General features: G+C 72.3%; 18 protein-coding genes and 1 pseudogene. 11 read left to right on the plus strand and 8 right to left on the minus strand.

Annotated features, from left to right (window positions below):
* Positions 1-4 precede the first annotated feature (4 nt).
* From NMN56_RS32225 to NMN56_RS32245, 5 genes are all read right to left on the minus strand, one after another.
* Positions 5-1,000: a coiled-coil domain-containing protein gene (locus NMN56_RS32225; protein WP_274046789.1), complete on the minus strand. Its 996-nt coding sequence runs from the start codon at positions 998-1,000 to the stop codon at positions 5-7.
* 93 nt (positions 1,001-1,093) lie between these two features.
* Positions 1,094-2,155, minus strand: coding sequence for an LCP family protein (locus tag NMN56_RS32230; protein WP_274046790.1), 1,062 nt, complete (start codon positions 2,153-2,155; stop codon positions 1,094-1,096).
* A 212-nt stretch (positions 2,156-2,367) separates the two neighbouring features.
* Positions 2,368-4,938, minus strand: coding sequence for an SUKH-4 family immunity protein (locus NMN56_RS32235; protein ID WP_274046791.1), 2,571 nt, complete (start codon positions 4,936-4,938; stop codon positions 2,368-2,370).
* Between the two features lie 6 nt (positions 4,939-4,944).
* Complete coding sequence (locus tag NMN56_RS32240; RefSeq protein ID WP_274046792.1) at positions 4,945-5,955, minus strand: SMI1/KNR4 family protein; 1,011 nt, start codon at positions 5,953-5,955, stop codon at positions 4,945-4,947.
* 147 nt (positions 5,956-6,102) lie between these two features.
* Complete coding sequence (locus NMN56_RS32245) at positions 6,103-6,843, minus strand: hypothetical protein (protein ID WP_274046793.1); 741 nt, start codon at positions 6,841-6,843, stop codon at positions 6,103-6,105.
* 213 nt (positions 6,844-7,056) lie between these two features.
* On the opposite strand from NMN56_RS32245, the gene NMN56_RS32250 reads away from it, so the two are divergent.
* Both NMN56_RS32250 and NMN56_RS32255 read left to right on the plus strand, forming a co-directional pair.
* Complete coding sequence (locus NMN56_RS32250) at positions 7,057-7,662, plus strand: YwqJ-related putative deaminase (protein ID WP_274046857.1); 606 nt, start codon at positions 7,057-7,059, stop codon at positions 7,660-7,662.
* A pseudogene (locus NMN56_RS32255) lies at positions 7,659-8,126 on the plus strand (SUKH-3 domain-containing protein); the annotation flags it as partial. The gene NMN56_RS32250 and the pseudogene NMN56_RS32255, both read left to right, overlap by 4 nt.
* 178 nt (positions 8,127-8,304) lie before the next feature.
* Here the strand turns inward: NMN56_RS32255 and NMN56_RS32260 are convergent.
* Positions 8,305-10,104: a histidine kinase gene (locus NMN56_RS32260; RefSeq protein WP_274046794.1), complete on the minus strand. Its 1,800-nt coding sequence runs from the start codon at positions 10,102-10,104 to the stop codon at positions 8,305-8,307.
* Positions 10,105-10,764: 660 nt separating this feature from the next.
* Here NMN56_RS32260 and NMN56_RS32265 point away from each other — a divergent pair.
* The 4 genes from NMN56_RS32265 to NMN56_RS32280 are packed head-to-tail and all read left to right on the plus strand — an operon-like array spanning position 10,765 to position 13,806.
* The gene (locus tag NMN56_RS32265) at positions 10,765-11,217 is read left to right on the plus strand and encodes a 4'-phosphopantetheinyl transferase superfamily protein (RefSeq protein WP_280842918.1); all 453 of its coding nucleotides are present in this window, start codon (positions 10,765-10,767) and stop codon (positions 11,215-11,217) included.
* A gap of 17 nt (positions 11,218-11,234) precedes the next feature.
* Positions 11,235-12,023 carry a GNAT family N-acetyltransferase gene (locus tag NMN56_RS32270; RefSeq protein ID WP_274046796.1) on the plus strand — a complete coding sequence of 263 codons (789 nt, stop codon included), beginning with the start codon at positions 11,235-11,237 and terminating at the stop codon, positions 12,021-12,023.
* Positions 12,020-12,592: a hypothetical protein gene (locus tag NMN56_RS32275; RefSeq protein WP_274046797.1), complete on the plus strand. Its 573-nt coding sequence runs from the start codon at positions 12,020-12,022 to the stop codon at positions 12,590-12,592. Before NMN56_RS32270 ends, NMN56_RS32275 begins: the two co-directional genes overlap by 4 nt.
* A complete protein-coding gene (locus NMN56_RS32280; RefSeq protein WP_274046798.1) occupies positions 12,589-13,806 on the plus strand; it encodes a beta-ketoacyl synthase N-terminal-like domain-containing protein in 1,218 nt (405 codons plus the stop codon). The genes NMN56_RS32275 and NMN56_RS32280 overlap by 4 nt, the downstream gene beginning before the upstream one ends.
* 208 nt (positions 13,807-14,014) lie before the next feature.
* Here NMN56_RS32280 and NMN56_RS32285 read toward each other — a convergent pair whose 3' ends face one another.
* Positions 14,015-15,328 carry a helix-turn-helix transcriptional regulator gene (locus NMN56_RS32285; RefSeq protein WP_274046799.1) on the minus strand — a complete coding sequence of 438 codons (1,314 nt, stop codon included), beginning with the start codon at positions 15,326-15,328 and terminating at the stop codon, positions 14,015-14,017.
* 254 nt (positions 15,329-15,582) lie between these two features.
* Here NMN56_RS32285 and NMN56_RS32290 point away from each other — a divergent pair, with 254 nt between their 5' ends.
* From NMN56_RS32290 to NMN56_RS32310, 5 genes are all read left to right on the plus strand, one after another.
* The gene (locus NMN56_RS32290) at positions 15,583-16,857 is read left to right on the plus strand and encodes an MFS transporter (RefSeq protein WP_274046800.1); all 1,275 of its coding nucleotides are present in this window, start codon (positions 15,583-15,585) and stop codon (positions 16,855-16,857) included.
* Positions 16,858-16,975: 118 nt separating this feature from the next.
* Positions 16,976-18,202 carry an aldehyde dehydrogenase family protein gene (locus NMN56_RS32295; RefSeq protein WP_274046801.1) on the plus strand — a complete coding sequence of 409 codons (1,227 nt, stop codon included), beginning with the start codon at positions 16,976-16,978 and terminating at the stop codon, positions 18,200-18,202.
* A complete protein-coding gene (locus NMN56_RS32300; RefSeq protein WP_274046802.1) occupies positions 18,199-20,049 on the plus strand; it encodes a thiamine pyrophosphate-binding protein in 1,851 nt (616 codons plus the stop codon). The genes NMN56_RS32295 and NMN56_RS32300 overlap by 4 nt, the downstream gene beginning before the upstream one ends.
* Entirely contained in the window at positions 20,046-20,960 is a 915-nt protein-coding gene (locus tag NMN56_RS32305; protein WP_274046803.1) for an ACP S-malonyltransferase, read from the plus strand. Before NMN56_RS32300 ends, NMN56_RS32305 begins: the two co-directional genes overlap by 4 nt.
* Complete coding sequence (locus tag NMN56_RS32310) at positions 20,957-22,675, plus strand: MFS transporter (RefSeq protein WP_274046804.1); 1,719 nt, start codon at positions 20,957-20,959, stop codon at positions 22,673-22,675. The genes NMN56_RS32305 and NMN56_RS32310 overlap by 4 nt, the downstream gene beginning before the upstream one ends.
* Positions 22,676-22,881: 206 nt before the next feature.
* Here the strand turns inward: NMN56_RS32310 and speB are convergent, their stop codons facing one another.
* Positions 22,882-23,898 carry an agmatinase gene (gene speB, locus NMN56_RS32315; protein ID WP_274046805.1) on the minus strand — a complete coding sequence of 339 codons (1,017 nt, stop codon included), beginning with the start codon at positions 23,896-23,898 and terminating at the stop codon, positions 22,882-22,884.
* Between the last annotated feature and the right edge of the window lie 2 nt (positions 23,899-23,900).

Genomic DNA, 23,900 nt, shown 5'->3' on the forward strand with positions numbered 1-23,900 from the left:
CGCGTCACTCCTGGGCCCGGCCTCCCGCCGAGGCAGAAGCGGAAGCGGAGGAGGCGGCAGGCGGGGAGGAACCGGCAGGCGCCGAGGCAGCGGCAGGCTCGGGGGCCGGGAGGGTGCCGGCCTCCTCGGCGTTCCGGCCCGTCAGGGTGGCGAGGGAGGAGCGGACATGGGCCATGTGCTGGCGCAGTTCCTCGGTCCGTTCCTCGTGCTCGCGCAGCACCCGGTCCGTCTCGCGCTGGATGCCCTCCTCGCGCATCCGCGCGGCGGCGACCAGTTCGTCACCCTGCGCCTGCGCGTCCTCGTTGCGGTGCCGTGCCGTCTCCTCGGCCTGCGCGCGCGCACGCTTGGCGTCGGCGAGCAGGCGTTCGCCCCGCTCCTCCATCTCCGCGATCCGGGCTTCGGCCGCCGCCTCCTGCTGGGCGAGTTCCAGGTCAGCGGCCTCGGCCTCGGCGGTCTGCTGCTTCTCCTGTTCGGCGAGGAGGGAGGCGCAGCGGCGTGACATCTCCTGGAGCGCCTCGGTGGCCTCGCGGATCACCTTCTCCGCCTGGGCCCTGGCTCCGGCGCGCAGCGCGTCGGCACGTTCCTGCGCGGTGTCGACGGTGTGCTCGGCCTCGGCCTCCGCGTCGGCGCGCAGCCGGGCCGACTGGTCGCGGGCCGCGTCGCGGACGCTCTGTGCTTCGGCAGCGGCCGTCTCGCTGATCTCCTGCGCCGCCGCCTCGGCCGAAGCGCGTACGTCCGCCGCCTCGGCCTCGGCCGTCGCGAGCAGGCCCTGGGCGCGGGCGCCGAGCACCTCGTAGGTCTGCGGGGGCAGTGCGGCGGCAACGCCCTGCAGCCGTTCCGCCTCGGCGGCCATCTCCTTCGCGAGCACGGTGAGCTTCGCGGCGCGTTCCCACGCCCCGTCACGTTCCTCGCCCAGGTCGGAGACGCGGCCGTCGACCTGGTCGGTCCGGTATCCGCGACCCCTCACGACAACGAAGCCGTGCGGCGACGACGCACTCATATCGAGCCCCTTACCTCAGCGACACATTCGAGGGAATCCGAGCGTATGAGCCATAACGCCACACTCCGCCCGAGCCTGTACTCCAAGGATGCGCTACTTCACCGTGGATGCCGTAATCGGAACATCTCGGCGCAACTGTTTAAAAAGCGTTCGCGCACCCCTCGGCTTCCACACGACGACGGACCCGACACCCGGCACGTTGAGCCCCGCATTCGTCACGGGAACGGTCGTCGTACCCCCCTTGCCACCCGTCAGTCCCCTGACGTTCCAGGCCATCCGTGTGAGTGACCCGACACCGGTCCCGTTGTCGACGGTGACCGCGTCGAGGGAGGCGGCGAGGAACGGATAGAGCCGGAACGGGTCGAGCACGACGGAGGCTCCCGTGCCCTCCCGTACGAGCGCGCTGAGCAGTTGCCGCTGCCGTGTGACGCGGCCGAGGTCGCCCCTCGGGTCGCTGTAGCGGGCCCGTACGAACGCGAGGGCCTGCTTCCCGTCGAGCGTCTGGCAGCCGGCGCGCAGATCCGCGCCCGACTTCTTGTCGTGCAGTGGCTCGTCCAGACAGATCCGTACGCCGTCGAGCGCGTCGACGACATGGGTGAAGCCGAGGAAGTCGACCTCGGCGTAGTGGTCGAGGCGCAGCCCGGTCGCCTGCTCGACGGTGCGGGTGAGCAGCTTCGGACCGCCCTGCGCGTACGCCGAGTTGATCTTCCCCCGGCCGTGCCCGGGAACGGTGACGTACGAGTCGCGCGGGATGCTCACCAGATACGGGCCCGCCTCGCCGTGGTGCAGCACCATCACGGTGTCCGTGTTGCGCTGGCCGCCACCGCCCACGTGCAGCTCCTTGCGCTCCTTCCCGGACAGGTCGGAACGGGTGTCGGAGCCGATGATGAGCCAGTTGGTGCCCTTGCCTTGCCCGGGGCGCCCGGGGTAGTCGGCCAGCGCCTCCGTGTCCTTGAGCCGCGAACCGGCCCAGAAGTACGTCACGGCGACGGCGGCGACGGCGAGGACCACGAGGACCAGCAGCACGAGGAGGAGGGCGCGCCACCAGCGCCTTCCGGGCCGGTCGCGCCGGGGCCTCCCGCTGCGCCGGGGCTTCCTGCGCGCGGCGCGGTAGAGCGTGCTGCTGCTCTCGCCGTACGGCACGGGCTCACCCATGCCCCGACGGTCACCCCGCGAGGCGGCCTCCGCGCGCCCGGCTGCGCCATCCGGACGCCGCAGCCGCCCGCCGGTGGGCGGCTGCGGCGGCCGGACGACCGGCCCGAGGAACGGGCCAGGGGCCCCGCACGGCTCCTGACCGGCTCCGGCTCAGGAACCCGGCACGGCTCAGGAGCCCGGCACGGCTCAGAAGTCCGGCGGACCGGCACGGCTCAGAAGAGCCCGTCCCACATCTGTTCCAGCAGTACCGACCACCACGTGTCCGGAGAGGACAGCGCCGCGGCGTCCAGGGACGCCAGCTGGGCCTGGAAGTCGACGGTCCAGCGTCCCGCCTGCTCCTGCGTCAGGCCGTAGCGCAGCCGCCACATCCGCCCGAGCATCGCCATGCACCGCACGAACTCCGGCAGCCCGGTGTTCACGAACTGCGGCGTGACCGGCTGCCCGCCGGGGCCCGCCTCCAGCGGCACGGCGACGATGTGCGCCGTGCCGTACTGCACGCACAGCTGCCGCCCGAAGTCCGTCCCCATCACGAGGTAGGAGCCCGCGTCGGCGGCCGGCTGCACCCCGCGCTCCTGTGCCATCTCGGCGAGCGTCGGCACGGGGCGGCCCGGCTGGGCCTGGCCCCAGAAGAAGGGGCCCATGTCGATCGGGACACCGGCCCACACGAGGGTCTGCGCCACGATGTCCGGTACGCCCTGCCGGGAGACGGCCCGCTGGTCGAAGCGGAAGACGCCTTGCGGCCCGAACGCCTGCATAAGCTCCTGCCCTATGGCGTCGGGCGGGATCGGCGGTGTGGGCTGGATCTGGTGCGGGGGCGGCAGCGGCACACGGTTCGGCGCCGGGCGCGCGGGCCCGTCGGCGACCTGGTGCAGCTCGCCCTGGTGCTCGATCAGATGCCGCATGCCCTGCTGCCGCGAGGCGTGGTCCGTGCCGTACGAGGCCGTGTGGCTGACCCGCACCTGCGGCCAGGTCTCGCGGATCATACGGGTGCAGTAGCCGCCCGGCAGATCGCAGGACTCCAACTCCGTGTGCAGCTCGACCACTTGCTGCGGCGGAATGTTCATGCCGCGCAGCTCGTGCAGGATCTGCCACTCGGGGTGCGGAGTCCCCGGCGCCGAGCGCCGGATGAGCTGCTGCTCGGAGCCGTCGGGCGCCCGGTAGCGCAGCACCGCCATGTAACCGGGGCCGACGGTCGGCGGCCCGCCCGGCTGCGGATAGCCGTACGAGGGTGCCGGTGCGCCCGGCACGGGGCCGCCGCCAGGGCCGCCAACGGGGCCGCCGGGCGCGGGAGTTCCGGGTGCCGGTGCACCCTGAGGCGCACCGGGAAGGGGCGTGCCGGGTACACCGGGCCGGGCGGGAGGACGGCCGGGCGGGGCGGGGGGAGGGCCGGGTGCGGCCGGCGGGGCGCCGGGAGGCGCGGGCTTCGAGGCGCCGCCCGGCCCTGGCTCGGCCAGCATCGTCGCCGCCTGGTGCACCCCGCCGCCGGTACCGCCCGGCGCTTCGGGCGCGCCGGGCATGTCCACCTTGGGCTGCTGGCCGCTCTCCCTGATCTGGTCGGCGAGGTCGTCGGCCGACACCATCTGCGTCGGTACGTACCCGGCGCCCGGCGTACCCGGAGCAGCGGGAGCGGACGGGGCCGAGGGCGCCGAAGAGGGGCCCTGACCGCCGGGACCCGCTGCGGGCGCCGACCGCGCGCCCGGGGTGCCGGGCGCACCGGGCGGCGGCGGTACGGACGGGCCCGAACCCCGCGAGGGGCGGGAAGGCCGGGCGGGCATCGAACCGCGGGGCGCACGGCTGGTGTCGGCGTCGGCGATGTCGTCGGCGCCGGGGGCGCCCGGAGCGCGCGGCATCTGCAGGCCGCCCTCCGAGGGGTCGGCCAGCACCGTCGCGGCGTGGTGCATCCCGCCGTCACCGCCCGCCGTACCGCCCGAACCCGCGCCATCACCAGGCCCGTTCGGCGGCTGGGGCGTCTGCGGGGCGTGCGGGGCCTGAGCAGTGTGCGGGGCCTGGGGCGGAGGCGGTGCCTGGGGAACGCCCTGGGGCGGCTGCGGCCTGCCCTCCGGCCCTTCGAGCCCGGGCACGACCGACGTGCTGGGCAGCGAGCTGCCCTCCGGCATCAGTTCCGTACGCGCCTCCGTGTTCGGCGGCGGGGCGTCGTCCGTGTCGCTGCCGCTGATCGGCGGTGCGAAGACCGTCGCCGGGGGACGCTGCGCCTCACCGCTGGCCGCACCCCCGGTGTCCGCGCCTTCCCACGGGCTCGCACCGGCGGGCGCCCCCGGCGCGGCCGGAGCGCCGGGAGCGGAACCGACCGGGGAAGGGGGCGGCGGTGCCGGTGCGGCGGGAGGCGGCGGTACGGGTGCCGCGGGCGCGTCAGCGCGCCGGTCCGGGATGCCCATCTGGTCGGCGGCCTGCTGAAGCCACTCGGGGGGCGTCAGCAGGAACGACGTCGCCTCCAGGTCGAGGCGCTGCTTGGGCGCCACGGGCGGTGGCTCGGCTGACGGGCCGCCGTACTCCTCCTCGTAGCGCCGGATGACCTCGCCCACCGGCAGACCGGGCCACAGTGTCGTTTCGCCGCTGTCGCGGGCGATGACCAGACGCGCGTTCCCGCCGTCGGGCCCCTCACCCGGGGCGCCTTCCTGACCGGCGGCTCCCGGAGGAGCCTCCGCCCACGCCACGAAACCGAGGTCGAACTCCCGTACCCGCACCTCCCGGTGCCGGTGTACGGGCACATCGCCGTTGACCCAGCGCTCAGCGCGCTCCTGGGCCTGCGCGAAGGTCACCATCGCGCCTCACCTCTCCACAGGGACGTCGCGCGCGAAGCCGCCGTCCACCATCAGGTTCGCCACGGTCTCCAGTTCCGGCGGACTGCCGGCGAGCCGCAGCAGGAACTCGTCGAAGTCGGCACCGCACGGCCGCAGCAGGCGTTCGACCCGCTCCTGCACGCCGAGGCCGTCGGCGTCCCGCGCGTCGTCGTACGCGCAGAACCACACCGAGCCCGTCGCCTCGCCCCGTACCTTCACCGCGATCAGCCCGCCCTGGACGAACGAGACGCCCAGGAAGTCCTTGGTCATGTGGTCGCGCAGACATTTGTTGATGTAGACGAGGTCGTTGACCGCCGCCTCGTCGCGCACCGTGAAGAACGGCTGGTCCACCAGCAGGCCCAGCTCGGCGTCGAGCGCCACGCCGCTGGGCGCGCAACCGCCCGCCGCCTTCAGGAACGTGCGGTAGGCACCCGGCAGGCGGTAGCCCAGCTTCTCCTCCACATCGAGGATCTGCTGCTCCCCCACCACGGGTTCGGGGCCGTGCGGCACCTTGAAGTGCACCGGTCTGGTGTCCTGCAAGGGGCGCGTCCCCGTCTTCGCGTGGTCGACGGCCGCCGTGGTGAGCCCGCCGTGGTGCCGCAGCAGCGCCTTCACCTCGACGGGCACCAGCTGCATACGGCGGCTGTTCGCCACGTGGTGCCAGGTCCAGCCGTGCGGGGTCGCCACGGCGGGCAGCTCGGCCCACAGTTCATGGCCGGCCGCGTGCAGCGCGGCGTTGGCCGAAACGTAGTCCGTCAGCCGGAGTTCGTCGCCGCCGAACCCCTCGGGGGGCTCGGCGATCTCGGCCGTGGCCCGCGCGTACGCCGAGAAGTCCGGGAACCCGTCCTGGCCGACCCGCACCCCTCGGGGGTGGCGGGCGGCCCTGACCGGATCCGGGAAGTTCACGACCTGCCCGGCGTACGCCCGGTTCGGTGGCACGGCGTTCCCCCGGCCCTGGGGACCAGGAGGTGCACCCAGCCCGAGCCGTCCTGTCGTCATCGCGGTAGCCCCCTGCTGCTTATGGCTTGTACCGAACAGCCTATGCGGTACGGCAACAGGAACTCATCGGCCCTGGTGCACCTGGTGACCGGGACGTGTGCCGCCGGCGCACGGTGCGGTGCGCCCGCGACCGGCACGCACCGGCGATCAGCTCTGTGCCGCCTCCACCTTGGCGACCTGCTTCTTGGCCACCGCGTCCGGAACGTTCGCTTCCTTGCCGCCCAGCGAGAGCGACATGAAGCTCGTGGTGTTGGCGCCGGAACGGATGACCGTCATGGACAGGGACGCGCTCTTGGACGTGGTGTTCTTCAGCAGGAAACGGACGGAGTCGTCGCCCAGGTCGGGGGCCTGGCTCTCCTGGATCGCCACCTTCTCCGTCTTGCCGCCCTTGCCCTCGCCCGCGATCTCCTTGCAGGTCTTCAGGCCGGACTTCAGCTCGCTCATCACCGTCTCGGCATCGCCCGACCCGTAGGCGGACAGCAGCACCTGGTTGATGGTCTGGCCCGTGGTCATTTCGCCCTTGGCGACCGAACCCCCGACATATGCCTTGCGCTTCTGCTTCGAGTCCGCGGTGAACGCGTCCAGTACCGGCTTGCACTGTGCCTGCGCGGGCGGCAGGTTCTCGTTCTTCAGCGGCTCCGCGCTCTTGCGCACCTTGTAGCCGGGCACGTCGCCGTTCTTCAGCAGTGCCGTGCTCAACTGCGCCTTGCTGAGCGGCCCCGGCTTCTCCTCGCCGCTCCCGCCACCGGAACCGCCGCCGTCCTGCTCGCTCTTGCCGCCGCCCTTCTTGCCACCGCCGCTGTCGTCGCTGCACGCGGCCATCGAGAACACCAGCGCTGGCACCGCGACGGCGGCGGCCACCGTACGGCGCAGGGTCCGGGAACGCATCGTGAAACTCCCCCTTGGGAACTGAATCGTTCGCTGTTGCATACGGCAGATGTTCGCTGCCTGCGCAAGAGCTGACCACCCCTGTCGCATCCCGTACGCGGAACCGTCACAAGGCCATGACATGAACGGCGGAATGATCGACTCATGCGTGACACTGCATACTTGGCGCTGATCCCCGGCACAGAGGGGGACGCACGGGGAGGAAGCTCCATCATGCACACCGCACAACAAGCGCACGGACAGCACGTGCCACACAACGATCCACGCGTGGGGTGGACGGCAGGCCAGTACGCCACGAACACGGTCAACGCCACCGTGCCCATCCTGCGTGAGCGCCGCGACGGCATCCTCCCCGCCGTCGCCGCAGCCCTGTCCATCCGCGGCGAGACCCTCACGTGCACGGGCAGCAGGGGAGACAGGCCGCCCACGCATCACCCACTCGTGCAGGACTTCCTCGACACGCTCACCACCGAACGCCGGGCACGTCACACCGGCCGCTGCCCCGAGGCCGTCCTGCTCTCCCGGTATCTGCTCGCCACCGAGAGTTCACGGGCCGCCAAACGCACCTCGCGCAAACCCGCGAAGAGCAGCAAGACCACCCGAACCCCCAAGGCGCAAAAGCCCACCAAAGCCCCCAAGCCCCTCACGCTCAGCGAGGCCAAGCGTGCCCTCAAGCACGCCAAGCTGACCGCACGCCGCATCCGCGAGGACGGCGACCCCCTCCACGGCACCTACGCCCCTCCCTGCCGTTCCTGCGCCGCGCTGCTCACCCATTTCGGCGTACGGGCGGTCGACCCGGCCCAGGAGCGCACGCAGTGACCACCCGATTCCCCGTCGCCGTCGACGACTCCCTGCGCAACGCCGGCTGGCAGCCCGGGCGCTGGGACATCCGGCAGGCCGAGCAGTGGGCAGACACCCTGCGCGCCCACCTCTCCCCCGCAGGCCACCGGCACGCGGTCTTTCCCGCCGCCGTCGAGGTCTGGGCCGAGTTCGGCACCCTCCACATCACCCCCACGGGCCCCGGCCGCCACATCGCGCCCGCACCCGTCCACATCGACCCGCTGCCGGGGCTGCACGCGGCCCGTACGCTCTCCGACCTCGGCCGGGCGCTCGGCACCGAGATCTGCCCCCTGGGCACCGAGGGAGAGGGTGAGGCACTCCTCGTCATCGACGCCGAGCGCCGCGTCTACAGCCTCGACCCGACCGGCGACTGGTACCTCGGCCCCGACTTCGACTCCGCGCTCTCCGCGCTCATGATGGGCCTCACACCGGCCCGGCTCAGCGTGCACGGCCCCGACTCGGCCAACGCCCACGTGCCCGGTTCCCGCGCCGCCGAAGCCCTCGCCGCCGAGGGCGGGGCAGCGGACGGGGAGCCGGACGACGGCGAAGGGACGGCCACGGGGGACGGGGCAGAGCCCGAAGGGGAGACGGTGCGCGGCGACGGGTCAGGGGCGGTACGGCTCAGCGGCCTTCGTACGGAATGACGGCGGAGACCCGGAAGCCCCCGGCGTCCGTCGGACCCGAGACGAACCCGCCGCCCAGCGCCATCACGCGCTCGCGCATCCCCACCAGGCCGTTGCCGCCGCTGGGCAGCCGCGCGTCGGCCGCGCCGGCCGCCGGAGGCTCGTTCTCGACCTGAAGCGCGACCTCCGCCTCGCGGTGCGCCAGCCGCACCCGGGTCCTGGCGCCCGCCGCGTGCTTGTGCACGTTGGTCAGCGCCTCCTGCACCACCCGGTACGCGGTCTGCTCCACCGGCCGCGTGCACCCCGCGCCAGGCTCACCCTCCACGCTCAGCTCGACGGCCATTCCGGCCGTACGTGACTGCCCGACCAGCACCTCCAGCTCGACGAGCGAGGGCGCCTCCGGCACCTCGGAACGCCGGGCCCCGGTCGCGACCCCGGCGGCGGCGGACGCGAACTCCGCGAGCCGCGCGGGCACCTCCGCCGCACCGGCCGGGCCGGCCGCCGACGAGGATGCGGGAGCGTGCGAGGAAGAGGAGGCCGCGGCCGAGGGGGACGAAGGAGACGCAGGGGGCGCAGGGGGCGCAGAAGAAGGGGAAGGGGCGGGGGACGGTGGCGCGGCTCCCGAGGGGGACCGCCCGGCCGCGGACGGTCCGGGCACGGTCACCGGGTCCCCGGTGGACACGGCCTCCTGGCCACGGCCTTCTCCCGGTCCGGACGCCGCCGTTCCCGGGGCAGGGACCGAACCCGGTCCTGAACCGGCGCCCGCACCGGCCACGGCATCCGGCGCGGGCGCGGATGCGGACCCGTCCGCCGGAGCTGAATCCGGTGCCGGGCCCTGCCGCACCTGACCTGCCCCGTCGGTCCGGCTGGTCCCGCTGGCGCCGCCGTCGTCGCCGGAACCCGGCGAAAGCTGCGCACCGCCGACCCGTCCGCTGTCTTCGGTGCCGCTCCTGCCGTTCCTGTCGTTCTTGTCACTCTTGCTGTCGCCCGCGCGCAGCACGCCGAGCATCGTGCGCAGCTCGTTGAGCGCCTGCCGCCCCATGTCCCCCACAAGGGCTGCGTTCTTCGCGGCCTTCTCCGGGTCCTTGAGCGCGACGGCCTGGAGCGCGGCGGCGTGCACCACCATCAGGCTCACCCGGTGCGCGACCACGTCGTGCATCTCCCGCGCGATACGGGTCCGCTCCTCGTTGCGCGCCCACTCCGCGCGCTCCTCCGCGCGGTCGGCGAGGAGGGACAGCTCCCTCTCCAGGCCGTCGGCACGCTCGCGCAGCGACTCCACCAGGCGGCGCCGTGCCCCGACGTACAGGCCGAGCAGTACGGGCGGCGCGGTCATACCGATCGACATCAGGACAGCGACGAGCGGGACGAACCAGCTGGACGGATTGAAGTCAGGGTCGCTCCCGATGTCCTGCTGGAGCCGTACGACGGCCATCACCAGCGTGCCGGCGGCTGCCATAGCGGCCAGCAGTGCGGTGATGCGGCGCGGTACCTCGGTTGCGGCAAGGGTGTAGAGGCCGACGACGCCGAGCATGGTGCCCATCTCGGCAGGTATCACGGCGATGGCGACCATCACCACGGCGATCGGCCAGCGGCGGCGCAGCACAAGAGCGCCGCCCGCGACCACGCCCAGCACCAGCGCGAAAGCCACCGGGATACCCGCGTCCCTCGCGAAGCTCTCCCCCTGGACAGCGCACTCCATCGCGGACAGCACACCCAGCGTGATGTCCAGCACCGCGCTTCTGGGCCGATTCCACCACCACGGCCCGCCCCTGGCGCGGTTTTCCCCCGTCTCGGTCATACCGCCCAGCCTACGACCGCATCCCACCGCTTTTCCGCGCGAGCCCCGGAACATCCGATTCCGCCCGCGCCTCCATTGATCGCTTTCCGTATGCGGTCCGTTACGCGTCGATAGGCCGTTGAACGTTCCACTTCTTCTCCCGCTCACGCTTACCCCATACCGGTACGCACCAAAGGGACCCATCCGGCATTCAGAACGAAAGCACGGGACATAAAGCCGGAGAGTTCACAAGCGGAATTCTGAGTCCCACTTCCCGCCCTGACCTGCATGACAAGGACTTTACTCGCACACAACCGAACATTGACAGTCGCACTGGAGGGGCAATAGCCTGTCGTGCCGGGAGGGTAGGGCACCATTCCCTCGCTGACTGAGTAACGTTCGACACATCAAAGCAGTCACCCTGAAAACTGCTTTTGTGGCCGGAAAGGTCAACTCAAATTGACACATAACGGGGATAAATTCGTCCGGGTTTACGACCATTCCCGGACAATCAAAGACTCTGAACTCCACGTAGTCTTTGCAGAGGCACCAAAAAGCGGGGACTTCTCATCGGTCCAGGAACTTCTGGACGATATATTCGATCACCCCGAGAATTCTACGATCTACGAACGCGATGGTTTCGGGCGCCCCTTCTTCCAGCGCGGCACCGTCGGGCTCGCCATGTACCGGAGCCACGACACCCTCATCACCGTACTGGCTCGCAGCACAAACATCGCCGTCGGTGCGCACCCCGTTCCCTCCCGGGTGACGGACGACATTCTCCTCCCTTTCTCACAGGAGGAACGCGACTTCATCGACACCGTCTCCCTGCGGTGCCGCGCCCGCTGGGTCGCCCGGCTGTGGGCCCGCAAGGAAGCCGCGCTCCGGCTGGACGGACCCGGCAGCCTCGGCCTGGCAGCCGAGACGAACACCCTGCTCGGCGGCGCGCTGGACGGCACCGTCACGCTGCCGCCCGCACCCTCGGGGCTGAACGGTGTGAGCACGGCGTACGTCCACGACATCGCCAGCCACCCCGAGCCGATAGCGGCGGCCGTCGACACCCATATCAGCACCGTCTACGCCTGGTATCCGAACAGGACCGGAACGGTGCACCACATTCCTTCCCACAACTGAAGCAAGGAGCCTTTTCCGTGAAGGGCAGACTGGTATCCCTCGGCCGCCCCAGCGACCGGGACTACGAACGCATGGCGGACTGGCTGGGTCCCGACGCGCCCGTCTCAGCGCTGACCGCCGACTTCGGCGGGCTGATAACTCCCGAGGACATCAAGCGGCTGAACCACAGCGGCGAGGTCAGACAGTTCGCCGTGCGCGACCAGAGCGGCACGACCGTCGGCATGGTGAACTACCGCAAGGCGGGCGCCTCGGGCGGATACGCGCTCGGCGGAGCAATCGGCGACCCCGAACTGTGGAACCAGGGAATGGGGACCGAGGCATTCGACCTCCTCATCGACCATCTCTTCCACACCATGGGCGCGCACCGGGTCCAATTCACCACCGCGCTCTACAACAAAGCAATGATCAAACTGGCCACGCGTGCCGGATTCGTACTCGAAGGAATCCTGCGGGATTACATATTCTTCGACGGACGCCATCACCACGCCGCGATCTGGGCCATCGTCAGACGCGAGTACTACGAAGCCGTCGACATCCTCACCCGCACCTCCCACAATTTCGTCGGCCCGGACGTCATTCCGGAGGAAGAGAAGCAGGAGGCTCTGGACATCCTGCGCGCACATCTGCGGCGCCCGGAAAGCGAGACCTCCGTCCGCCTCCTCCTCGACCAGGTGGCGCCCCACCCGGCCCACACAGAGGAATCACAGGAGGCACAGGAAACACAGGCAGCGGAAACACACCCGGTGTCACAGCCGCAGCCCCACGCACAACCGCAGCCACAGCCGCAGCCGGTCGTCGGCTCATGAGCACCCCCGCCGCACCCGCACCGACCACGCCGACCACGCCACCGGTGGTCCCGCTCACCCGCGTCGAGGCGGAACTGCCGGCCGGGGACACCCCCGCGGACCACAGGAGGCTGACGGCGGAGGTCACCGCCACGCTGGAAGAAGCCTTCGCCGCGCTCCCCGAGCGGGTACGGGCAACGGCGACGCTCTATGTCCTCGCCGGGGACTACAGCACGCTCGCCGTCCGGCGGTTCACCCGGCGCTGCCACGACTCGGAGCGGCGGCTGCGCCCCTCGGACTCCCTCGCACTGGAGACCTCGGAGCTGATCCGCCCCTTCACCACCGCGTCAGGACACCGGGGCAGCTGCTACGTCCTGGACCGCTGGACCTCCCACGGCCCGCTTCAGGACGCCGGCCCCTGCGTGCCCGGGGGCACGGCGGCCGTGGTCTGTGAGCTGACCGGCGACGAGGGCGGCCTCCGGGCGGTCGCCACCGCGTGGACCAGGGCCGACGGTGCCGACGAGGCAGACAGAAGTGGCGCGGACAGGAGTGGCGGGCGCGGCGGAGACGGCGGGAGGGGGGACGGGTGACCGGCGACATCGTGATCAGCGGGACCGGGCTCGTCACCCCGTTCGGGCACGGCGTTCCCGCCTTCTGGGACGGGCTCACCGGCGGGCGCAGCGCGCTGCGCCCGGCCGGCCGTGCCTTCTCGGAGTCGTACGACGGCGCACCCGTCGGCGAGGTGCCGGGCGGCGGGCCGGCGCCGGGGAACCGTAAGCGCGCCTATGCGCGGGCGGCCGTCGCCGAGGCGCTGGCCGCCACGGGCAGGGACCGGCTGCCCGCCGGCACCCTGCTCGTCCTCGCGGGTCAGGCGCCCGCACCCGGCGGGGCCGGAGAAGGGGAAGGGGAAGAGCCCGCAGGGAACGGGCGTGAAGGCGCTCACAGGGTCGAAGGAACTCACGGGGTGGAAGGCGGCGCGGCTGCCGAGGTTCTCGGGCCTCCCGCTTCCGTCGCCGCGCCCCTGGCCGACGGCGTGCCGGGGCCCGGCGGCCTGCGTGTGGTGCACCTCTCGCACGCGTGTGCCTCGGCGCTCTTCGCTGTCGGCTTCGCGCGGGACATGCTGCGTGCGGGCCAGGCGCCGCTGGCCGTTGTGGCGGCCTCCTCGGTCCTCAACCCGTACGAATACGCCAGCATGGAGGTCGTACGCGCCATCAGTGGCGAGGCCGCGCGGCCCTTCGACACGGGGCGCTCCGGCATCTCACTGGGCGAGGGCGGCGGTGCGCTGGTCCTGGAGCCGGCCGCGCCGGGCACGGACCTGCGGGGGCCCGTGGTCGCGGGCGTCGCCTGCCGGGTCGCGGGCGGCAAGGGCGCCGCCTCCGACGCCGCAGTGATCGCCTCGGGCATGCGGGGCGCGCTGGACGACGCCTCGGCCGACGGCCTCGGTCATGTGCACGCGCACGCGACCGGCACCCCGCAGGGCGACGCCGCCGAACTGGAGGCCGTCGAGACGATCGCGCGGGAACGGGGCGGCGAGCGGCTCGCCCTCACCTCTCACAAGGGAGCCATCGGCCATCTGCTCCACGCCTCCGGCGTTCCGGCGCTGGTGGCCGCCGCGATGACGCTGCGCACCGGCATCGTGCCCCCGTCGGCCGGGCTCTCCTCGCCCGAGCCCGTCGACCGCGTACGGCTGGCGACCGCACCGCTGCCGGTGCCGGGCCTGCGCACCTGCGCCGTCAACAGCCTGGGCTTCGGCGGCAACAACGCCACCGTCGTACTCCGGGGCGCAGCGGCGGCGCGCCATTGAATGCCGCATGCGGGGCCTGCACGTACCGCCTCCTTGCCGTGCGGCACGTACGTACCGCCTCACGGCAAGGAGGCGGCGGCCTCTCCCCTGAGCATGAGGGGCCCCGGGCATGAGGACTTCCCGGGCATGAGGAGCCCTCGCGGAATCAGGAGTCCTCACGGCAAGAGGGACCCGGACGGCAAGGGAGTCCCCCACGGCAAGGGGGCCCTCAGGGCATGAGGAGGGAGTGCGCGTCCGGCTCCGTCGCCTTGCCGGTGACGGGCTCGCCGCCGGCGTCCGTGCCGGACGCGTCCGTGCCGTCCTCCAGCTCGCGCCAGGCCGCCATGGCGAGGCGGTAGGCGCCCGCCTTCTCGTAGCGTGCGGCGGCGTCGCGGAAGGCGGCCTCGGCGGTGACGGCGGTGTCCGCTGTCCCCGCCGTGCGGCGGGCGCGGGCGAGCAGCATCGTGCAGCGTGCCCGGTCGAGCGGGGGCAGCACGGACCAGTCCTCGCGCGGGTCGCTGTCCGTCCGCCCGTCGGCGCCCGGCACCGGGACGCCGAGGGTGAGGCCGAGAACGGTGAGCCAGGCGCGGTCCGTGGGGTCCGTGCTCTCCATGTCGTGCCGGTGCGCCTCCAGCAGCTCCCGTGCCTCGCCGGTGTGCCCGGTGGCGTGCGCGAGCAGGACGCGGGCGCTGGTGAGGCGGGTACGGGTGGCGGGGTCGGCCTGGGTGCCGAGCGATTCGGCGGCGCGTGCGAGCAGACCGCGCGCGTCGTCGGGGTGCCGTTCGAGATAGCGGGACCCGCCGACGGCCCAGAACAGCGTGGCCTTGAGGCGCCCTTCGGGGAGGCCGTCCGCGTGCCGGTACAGCTCTTCGCCGAGTTCGTGGTTGCGGTGCCACTCGCCGGTGTCGGTGTAGACGGACAGCAACGTGACGCGGGCCTGGATGTGTTCGGCGCGGGTACCTTCCAGGCCGCCGGTGTCGCGCACGGCCTCCTCGGCCGGGGCGACGGCCTCGGTGAGGCGGCCGGTGTTCTTGAGCATGACGGCCAGCTCGGTGTTCACACGGGCACGCAACAGGGGTGCGGAGACTGTGATCTGGTCGGCCAGCAGGGCCTTGAGCATCCGTTCGTGGCCCTCTGCCTCGTGCAACTTGCCCAGCACGGTGGCCAGTTCCCAGAGCGCTTCCCAGCGCAGCTCCTCGACGCCCGTACCGACGGCGTTCTCCAGGAACGTCTCCAACTGGGCGCGGGCGAGCCGCAGATCGCCCGCGAGGTGGCAGGAGCGTGCGGCGACCAGCTGGCCGACCAGCTCGATGCGGTTGGACCGTGCCTGTTCCCGGGGCTCGGGTGCGCAGAGTTCGTCCAGCGCGACGCCGAGCCGCTCGGCGATGACACCGGCGGCGCGGACGCTCGGGATCCGGCGTCCGCTCTCCACCAGGGACACGTAACTGGGGGAGATGTCCCCGCCCGCCACATCTTCCTGGGAGAGGCTGCGTGAGCGACGGATCTCCTTCGCCCGCTGTCCGAACGCCGGCTGTTCGATCATGAAGAGGTATCGCCCGTGAGTCGTGGTGGGTAAAAGCTCCTGACCGCTGAGCTTACTCCCCGCCTGTTCGCGAGAGCCATGTTGTCTCAAGGTCCGGCGCTCACCGCTCCCGCGGCCCGCGGTACGGGCCCGCTCCCCCGCCCTGCGCTGCGCCGCCGCAGGTCCTCGCGGCGGCGCAGAAGGCCCTGCGGGCCTGCCCGTTGGCACCGTTCCGGGATGTTCAGCAAGAGACTGTAATGCTAGAGTCAAGTTCCATGACTCTGTACGTGGGCCCCAGGACGCGGGCCCTGGCCCAGCGGCGGACCCGCGCCAAGAGCCGCAGAGGTCTGGTGACCCTGCTGGTGGCGACAGCGGTCAGCTCGCTGGGCGAGGCCATGATGATCGTGGCGATCCCCTGGTTCGTCCTGGAGACCACGGGCAGCGTGGTCAGGACCGGCGTGATCATCGCCGTCGGCACCGTCGTCTCGGCCCTCGCGGGAGCCCTGACGGGGCCGCTTGTGGACCGCTGGGGTTTCCGGAGGATGGCGGTCGTCTCCCACCTGGTCTCCGGCACGGGAGCGGCGTGCATCCCGCTGCTGCACGCGCTCGGCATGCTCGACTTCGCCACGCTCATCGCGGTGGTCGCCGCCGCCTACGTGCTCGACATCCCCGCCGTCGCCTCCGTGACCGGCCTGGTCCCGGGGCTGGCCAGGGGCATGCGGATGCCGCTGGAGCGCGGCAACGCGCTGCTGACCGGTATCCACCAGGTCGCCACCCTCGTCGGACCACCGCTGGGCGGGCTGTTGCTGGCCGTCATCGGTGCGCCCGGCGTGCTGCTGCTCAACGCGGGGGGCGGGCTCATCGCGGCCGGCCTGCTGAGCGTGGTCGCCGTGGTCCCCGACAGGACGGAGGAGGGGGAAGCGGAAGACGGGGCGCACGGAGGCGGGCAGCAGAGCTACCGGAGCGAGCTGCTCAACGGCGTCAGGACGCTGTGGCGCAACCGGCTGGTGCGCACCCTCACCCTCTCAGGCACCGCCTTCAACACGCTGGACAGCGGCCTGTCGGGCGTCGTCCTGGTCACCTACGCCTACCAGCACCTCGACAGCGCATCCAGCCTCGGCTTCCTGCTGTCCGCCTTCGGCCTCGGCTCCCTGGCGGGGACGCTCGGCTACGCCGCCGTCGGCCACCGGATCGGCAGACGGAGGACCTTCCTCACCACGGGGTTCGCGGTCGCCGCACTGATCGTCTCGCTGGCCGCGATGCCCCCGCTGCTGGTGAGCGCCGGGGTGCTGGCCGCGCTGGGTGCCGTGGCCGCGCCGGTGGGTCCGCTGCGGGTCAGCGTGCTCCAGGAGCAGACGCCGGCCGGGCAGTACGGGCAGGTCAAGACCGCCGTGGACACGGTGGGGATCACGGCGGCCCCGCTGGGCGCCATGGTCACCGTGTTCATGGTCGGCGCCCTCGGGCTGCAACCGGCGATCTTCGTGATCGGGATCGCCTATCTCGTCGTCGTCGCCGCCTGCTGGGCAGCGCCCGCGCTCCGGAAGCTGTGACCCCGGCAGGCCCCGCACGCGCCTCACATCGTTCAACTTGACTAACATTGACAGAACATGACACGCGAGTGAGGCTGACAGTTCGTCTCGACTCCACCGCTCTCGACTGGGGGAACCCATGACAACCGTCGCGTCCTACAGACACGCAGGAAGCGAGGCCCGGCGTACGGCCGCCCTGCGCGCTGTCAGGGAGCACCTGGCGAACGATCCCGAGCCCGTACGCAGGGTGCTGTGTGAGATCTCCACCCACCGCGCGGCCGGGTACGAGATCGAGGCCGCCATCGCCACGCTCGACGGCGCGCAGGCCGAGGTGGACAAGTACCGGCCGCGGCAACTCGACCAGCTCGCCGTCTACATGCCGTCCAACGTCCTGCTCTACTCCTACGTCCTGTACCTGCTCGTCCCCTCCCTGTACTCCTCGCGCGTCGCCTTCCGCCCCTCCAGCCGCGTCGGCTCCCAGACGGCGCGGCTGCACGAGATCCTCGCGCCGGTGCACGGGCTGCCCGTCGACCTGACCGGCGTCAGCCAGCGCGCGTTCCTCCGCGACCACGTGCACTCGGCCGACGCGGTCATCTTCACCGGCGCGTACCACAACGCCGAACAGATCCGCTCCCAGCTCTTCCCCGGACAGCTCCTCCTCTACTTCGGCGGCGGCGTCAACCCGTTCGTCGTCCACCCCGGCGCCGACCTCGCGCACACCGCGCGCGACGCCGTCACCATCCGTGTGCACAACTCGGGCCAGGACTGCCTGGGCCCCGACCTGTTCTGCGTGCACGAGGACCTCATGGCCGGCTTCACCGCCGCGCTGCTCGACGAACTCGCGCTGCTGCGCTACGGCTCCTACGACGACCCCGAGGCCGACTACGGCCCGCTGGTCTACGACGGGGCCATGGAGGAGGCCATCCAGTTCCTCGCCCGCAACCGGCAGCGCATCGTGCACGGCGGCCGGGTCGACCTGGGCGAGAGCCGTATGGAGCCGACCATCGTGGTCGGCGAGGAGGTCACGGCGCGCACCCAGGTACCCGAGTTCTTCGCGCCGGTCTTCCACGTCGTGCCCTACCGCGACCCGCACCGGCTGGCCGCCACGCTCACCACCGGGCAGTTCACCGAGAAGGCCATGGGCTCCAGCGTCTACGGTGACGCGCCCGAACTGGCCGCCGCGCTGTCCCGCAGGACCACCGTGACCGTCAACACCAGCCTGCTGTCCATCGACGACGGCAACGCGCCCTTCGGCGGCCACGGCCGGATGGCCAACTACGTCACCGACGGGCACGAGATGTGGGCCGAGCCCCTCCTCGTCTCCAAGGCCGTCGCCGAACACGCCCCGGAAGCAGGTGCACGGTGAGCGCCGACACCCACGCCGACGCCGGTGACGACGCGTACCCGACCGCCTGGGACGCCGTCGCCGACCACCTCCACCACCTGGGCGTGAGCGCCGTCTTCGGGCTGCCGGGCGACGACATGGGGCCGCTGGCGGCGCTGGAGAAGTCCGCGCTGCCCGTCGTGCTCTGCCGGGACCAGCGCAACGCCGCGTTCATGGCGACGGGCCACGCGCTCACCTCAGGGCGCCCCGCCGTCTGCGTCATCGGCAAGGGCCCCGCGCTGACGAACACGCTCACCGGACTGCTGGAGGCACGTTCGGCGGCGGCGCCCGTGCTGCTCGTCGCCGAGGGCACCGCGCTCGGCCGGGTCGGCACCGGGGCCTTCCAGGAAGTGGACCAGCTCGCCGCCGTACGCCCGCACGTGAAGTGGGCCGCACGCGCCGACCTGCCGGAACAACTGCCCCGGCTGCTCGACAAGGCCGCCGCCGTCGCCGTCAACGGCACCCCGGGGCCCGTGTACGTGGAGGTCGCCGAACAGCTCGCGCAGTCACCCGTGCCCCGTACCGCGTGGCGCCCCGCGACGCGGCAGCGCCCCGCACCCGATCCCGCGGTGCTCGCGGAGACGGCAGGGGTCATCGCGCGGGCCCGCCGCCCGCTGCTCCTCGTCGGCGGCGGCGCACGGCACAGCGGTGCGGGGCACGCCGTCGAGCTGCTGGCCGAACGGATCGGCGCCGGCATCTTCACCACCGCTTCGGGGCGCGGCAGCGTCGACGAGAACCACCCGCTCAGCTGCGGGGTCTCCGGCCTGTACTGCGTGCCGCCGGCGGACACGCTGTGGCAGGACTGCGATCTGGTCCTCGCGCTGGGCAGCCGCCTGGAGGAGACCGCGACCTTCGGCTGGCCCCCGCGCGGCCAGGGCGGCCAGGACCGCCAACCGACGGTCGTCCAGGTCACGTTGGGCGAGGAGAGCGTGGTCACGGACGGGCACGGGCACCATGTGCTGGCCGATGTCGCGCACACCGTCGAAGGCTGGCTGCACGCCCTTCCGGAGCGGGGGCCCGGGAAGGCGGAGGCGGCCGGTGACGGAGCCGGGGACGGTGACGGAGTCCGGGACGGAGCCGGGGACGGAGTCCGGGACGGGGACAGCGACGGCTGGCGTGGGCGCGTGCGGGCCGTGCGGCAGGGGCTGGCCGAGGGCGCCGCCGCACGTACGGGCGCCGCGCTGCTGACCGTGCGCGAGGGAACCGTACCGGTCTCCCAGGTGCTGGCCTCGCTCGACAGGACGCTGCCCGGGGACCGGATCCTGGTGCAGGAGAACGGGCTGCAGGACATGTGGTCGTACTTCTTCCCGCACTGGACCGTCGGGCGGGAGGCGGGGTCCCTGGTTCCCAGCGAGCAGACGCCGCTGGGCTTCGGCGCAGCCGCCGCCATGGGCGCCGCGCTCGCGGCACCGGGGCGGCCCGTCGCCGCGCTGGTCGGGGACGGCGCCTTCCATCTGATGCGGGCCGAACTGCCCACGCTGGCCGCCTCGTCGGCGCCCGTGCTGTACGTCGTCCTCGACAACGGGGGTTACGGATGGCTCCAGTCGAACCTGGACCGGGTCTCCGGCGCCGGTTCACGGTTCGCCTTCACCTCGGCCCTGGGCACGGGGACCGAGGGGATCGCACGCGCGAACGGCCTCGGACACCGCCGAGTTGATCGACTCGATGGCCTGGACCCCGCCTTGCTGGAAGCATGGCGGCTGTGCGAAAGCGGCACGTCCGCGATCGTCGAAGTGAGCGTGGGGCTGGAGGACACTCCGCCCGGGGTCGACCAGCCCGCGGGTGACTTCCCCACGCGCGACAAAAACGAGGGTGACTACGACCGATGACAGAAGCGCTCTTCTTCCCTGGGCTGATTCCGACTCCCTACAGCCGCATCAGACCCTTCGTAGAGAACAGCGAACACGCCATACGCCGTTTCGCCACAGCCGACGACGTACTCGGGTACCACCTGGCGGACGCGTACCGCACCGCCGACATCTACGACTGGGAAGTCTTCGAGGCCGGCTTCATGGCGGTCTCCCTCGCGCTCGCCGACTGGGCGAGCGAAGAGCGCGGTGTGCACGCGGGAGTCTGCGGCGGCCAGAGCTTCGGCGCCTTCATGGCGGCCGTGTGGGCGGGGGCCCTGAGCTACCCCGAGGCGCTCCAGCTGGTCCGCCGCAGCGTGCCCGTCGAGGACGGCTACTTCGCCTCCCTCGACGAGCCCGTCGGCTGCCACTTCTTCCACAAACTGCCCTACGACACGGTCACCAAGCTGGTCGAGGAGGTGCACGCGCGCGGCGAGTGGGCGGAGATCTGCGTCGTACTCGACGAAGAGGTGCACGCCGTCTCGGCCTCCCAGCGCACGCTCACCGAGTTCACCAGGCGGGTCAAGGAGGAGGGCGGCATCGCCTTCTACACCATGAACCGCGCCGAGCACTGCACCGCCGTCGCCGGGCTGCGCACCCGCCTGCACGACGAGGTCTACGGCGCCTTCCCCTGGAAGCAGGCCCGAATACCCGTCGTCTCCGATGTGGACGGCAGGCTGCTGACCGAGGGTGAGGACATCAAGCAGGACCTGCTGGACGGCTGGACCACGCCCGTCCACTGGGAGACCATCCTGCGCGGCCTGCACACCGCCGGGGCAGCCCGCGTGTGGATTCCGGGTCCCCGGAACATGTTCGCGCGCATCACCAACAAGTCCTTCCCCACCGAGCTGATCACGCCCAAGATGGCGCTGGCTCCCGGAGGGGCGGGGTGAAGGCCGGGACCAAGCCGCTGAGCGACCCCGCGGGCAAGCGGGTACTGAGCGCGGCGACGCTGGCCTCGGCACCCTCCGAAGTCCTGGACTTCCTGCTGCCGTTGTGGGCAGGTTCCTCGCTCGGTGCGAGCGCCACGGTCATCGGCGCGCTCATCGCCGTCGAGTCCGTGCTCTCGCTCGTGGTGCGCCCGCTGGCCGGCCGCGCCTCCGACCGCTTCGACCCGCGCCATGTCGCCGCCGCTGGCGCCGTGCTCTACGCCGCCTCCTTCGCCGGGTACGCGCTCGCCACCGGCTACCCGGTCGCGTTCGCAGCCGCCGCGCTCGGCGGCTGCGGCGGCGCGCTGTTCTGGGTCGGCCTGCGCACCTGGGTCGGGTCCCGCACCGCGAGCGAGGGCGACGGGCTGCGCTCCAGCGGGTACGGCAAGCTGCTCACCGCCGAGGGCGAGGGCGCGTTCGTCGGCTACCTCGTGGCCTTCGCGCTGCTCGACCAGGGCGGCTACGTCCTGCTGTTCTGGGTCGGCGCCGCCGCCTGCGCCACGGCGGCCGTCCTGCTCGGACTGCACGGCGAGCGCACACGCGCACGGCAGGGCCCAGAGGCCGGGCCCGGGGCCGAAGCGGGCACGGAGCCGGGGGCCGAGCCCGGGACCGGAGCGGATACGGAGCCGGGGGCCGGACCGGATGCGGAGGCGAAACCGGAGGTGGACGCGGGACCCTGGCCGCTGGACCGGCGGCGCCTGCGCCCTCTGATGGGCGTCTCCGCGCTGACGGCGGCGGCCGAGGCGGGCGTGTGGATGCTGCTTCTGCTGCGGCTCCAGGAGGACCTGGGCATGGAACCGGTGGAGATCGCGATGGTCTTCGCACCCGGCTTCATCGTCTTCATCCTGGTGCCCGAGCACGCCCACCACGTCACGGAACGGCTGGGCCGCACCCGCACGATGGTCCTCGCCTTCACGGCAGCCGCGCTCTTCGCCGGCGGGCTGGCCGTCGCGGCGACACCTGTGGTGATCGCCTGCCTCTGGGCGCTGGCCGCAGCGTGCTACGCGGCCCAGATCCCCGTCGAACAGGCCACCATCGCCGCCGCTTCCGGAGGCAGCGTCGGACGCGGCATGGGCCTGTACGAGAGCGCGCGGCTCGTCGGCGTCATGGCGGGCCCGCTCCTGATGGGCGGGCTCTACCAGGCGGTCGGCTGGGCCGCTGCGTGCGGCCTCGCGGCCGTACTGTCCCTGGCCGGCGCCCTCGCCGTACCGCGCGCGCTGCGCGCCACGGGCCTGCCGGAGCCGGCGGGGACGCCACCGGTCGAAGCGCCCCACGAGGCGCCAGCCGGCGCCCGAACCGCCGGCACCCGACCCGCCGGGACCGAAGCCCCGGCATCACCCCCACAGGAGCCGGACACCGTGCCGGACACGAATGAGGAGAAGGAGACCCGCGTGGATCTGAGCAAGCGCAAGGCGGAGGAAGGGCTGTCCGCCGAGGAGCGTGCCCGGAGGGAACGGCAGGGCTGGTACATCCACACGGTCGCGTTCCTGATCGCGCAGGCCGCCCTCTATTTCTTCGAACAGAACTGGGTCTACTGGAAGCTGACCGAGGGCGACGTGCCCGAGGAGCACACCGGCTGGGCGACGACGGCGGGCCGTATCTGGCTCATCATCTGGGTCATCGACGCCCTCGTCTCCTGGTCCTACACCATCTGGCCCCGGGCGAAGAAACCGTCCTGAACGGCCCGTTGGAGCTGGACGGCCCGTAGGACGCCCGTAGGGCACCCTCGTTGGACGCCCGTTGGACGGCCGTTGAACCGCAGGTTGGACGGCCCGTCGAACGGCCCGTCGAGGCCGAACAGCTCCCCGTCGAAGCCGCGCCGCGCCCCGCGCGGCGCGGCTTCTTCGCGCCGACGCCGGTCAACGCGGCGCGCGAGGCGCGGGGTTCAGCGGTTGAGGTCGCGCTGGAGGAGGGGGACGGCCGGGTCCCAGCGGCCCTCGGCCGTGTCGAGGCGGCGGCGTGCGATGCCGGAGAGCGCTTCGAGTACGACCCTGCTGCCCAGGATCGCGGTGATGTCGGCGTGGTCGTAGGGCGGCGCGACCTCCACCACCTCCAGGCCGACCACGGGCAGTTCGTACGCGGCGCGCCGGACGGCGTCCAGCAGCTCGCGTGCGGTCAGGCCGCCCGGCTCGGGGGTGCCGGTGCCCGGCGCGTGACCGGGGTCGACGACGTCGATGTCGACGGAGAGGAAAACCCCGTCGCAGTCGTCCATGGCCAGGCCGAACGCTTCGGTGAGGCAGGCGCCCAGGCCGCGCGCCCCGATCTCGCTCATCTCGTACGAGCGCATGCCGCGCTCCGCCATCCAGCGCAGCGTCTCGGGGCCCGGCCAGTACCCGCGCAGCCCGAACTGGATGAAGCGGTCGCCGCGTACGGCGCCCGACTCGATCAGCTGCCGCATCGGTTTGCCGTGCCCGTACAGCGGTCCGCCGCGCTCCTCGCCTCCGGTGTCGGGGTGCGCGTCGAAGTGGAGCATCCCGATCCGCCCGAAGCCGTGGTGTGCGGCGATACCGCGCATGTCGGCCAGCGCGATGGTGTGGTCGCCGCCCAGGACGACGGGGATGGCGCCGGAGGAGGCGGTCATGCGGACGGACCGTTCGATCAGCTGGATGCTCTGCTCGATCTCTCCCGAGTAGCAGGGGAGGTCACCCGCGTCGTGCACCCGCAGCTCGGTGAGCGCGTCGACGCCCAGGGCGAGGCTGCGACGAGTGCCGTTGTGCGGCATGTAGCACGCCTGGCGCAGCGCCGAGGGGCCGAAGCGTGCCCCCGCGCGGTAGGAGGTGCCGCCGTCGAAGGGCGCACCGAGGATGACGACCCCCGCGTCCTGGGACGGGTCGCCGAGGTCGAGGCGGGGCACGCCGAGAAAGGTGATGTCGGGTCCGAACGCGGGTCCCAGGTGTCGCACAG

The organism is Streptomyces iconiensis (genome assembly GCF_028657195.3).
Classification (GTDB): Bacteria; Actinomycetota; Actinomycetes; order Streptomycetales; family Streptomycetaceae; genus Streptomyces; species Streptomyces iconiensis.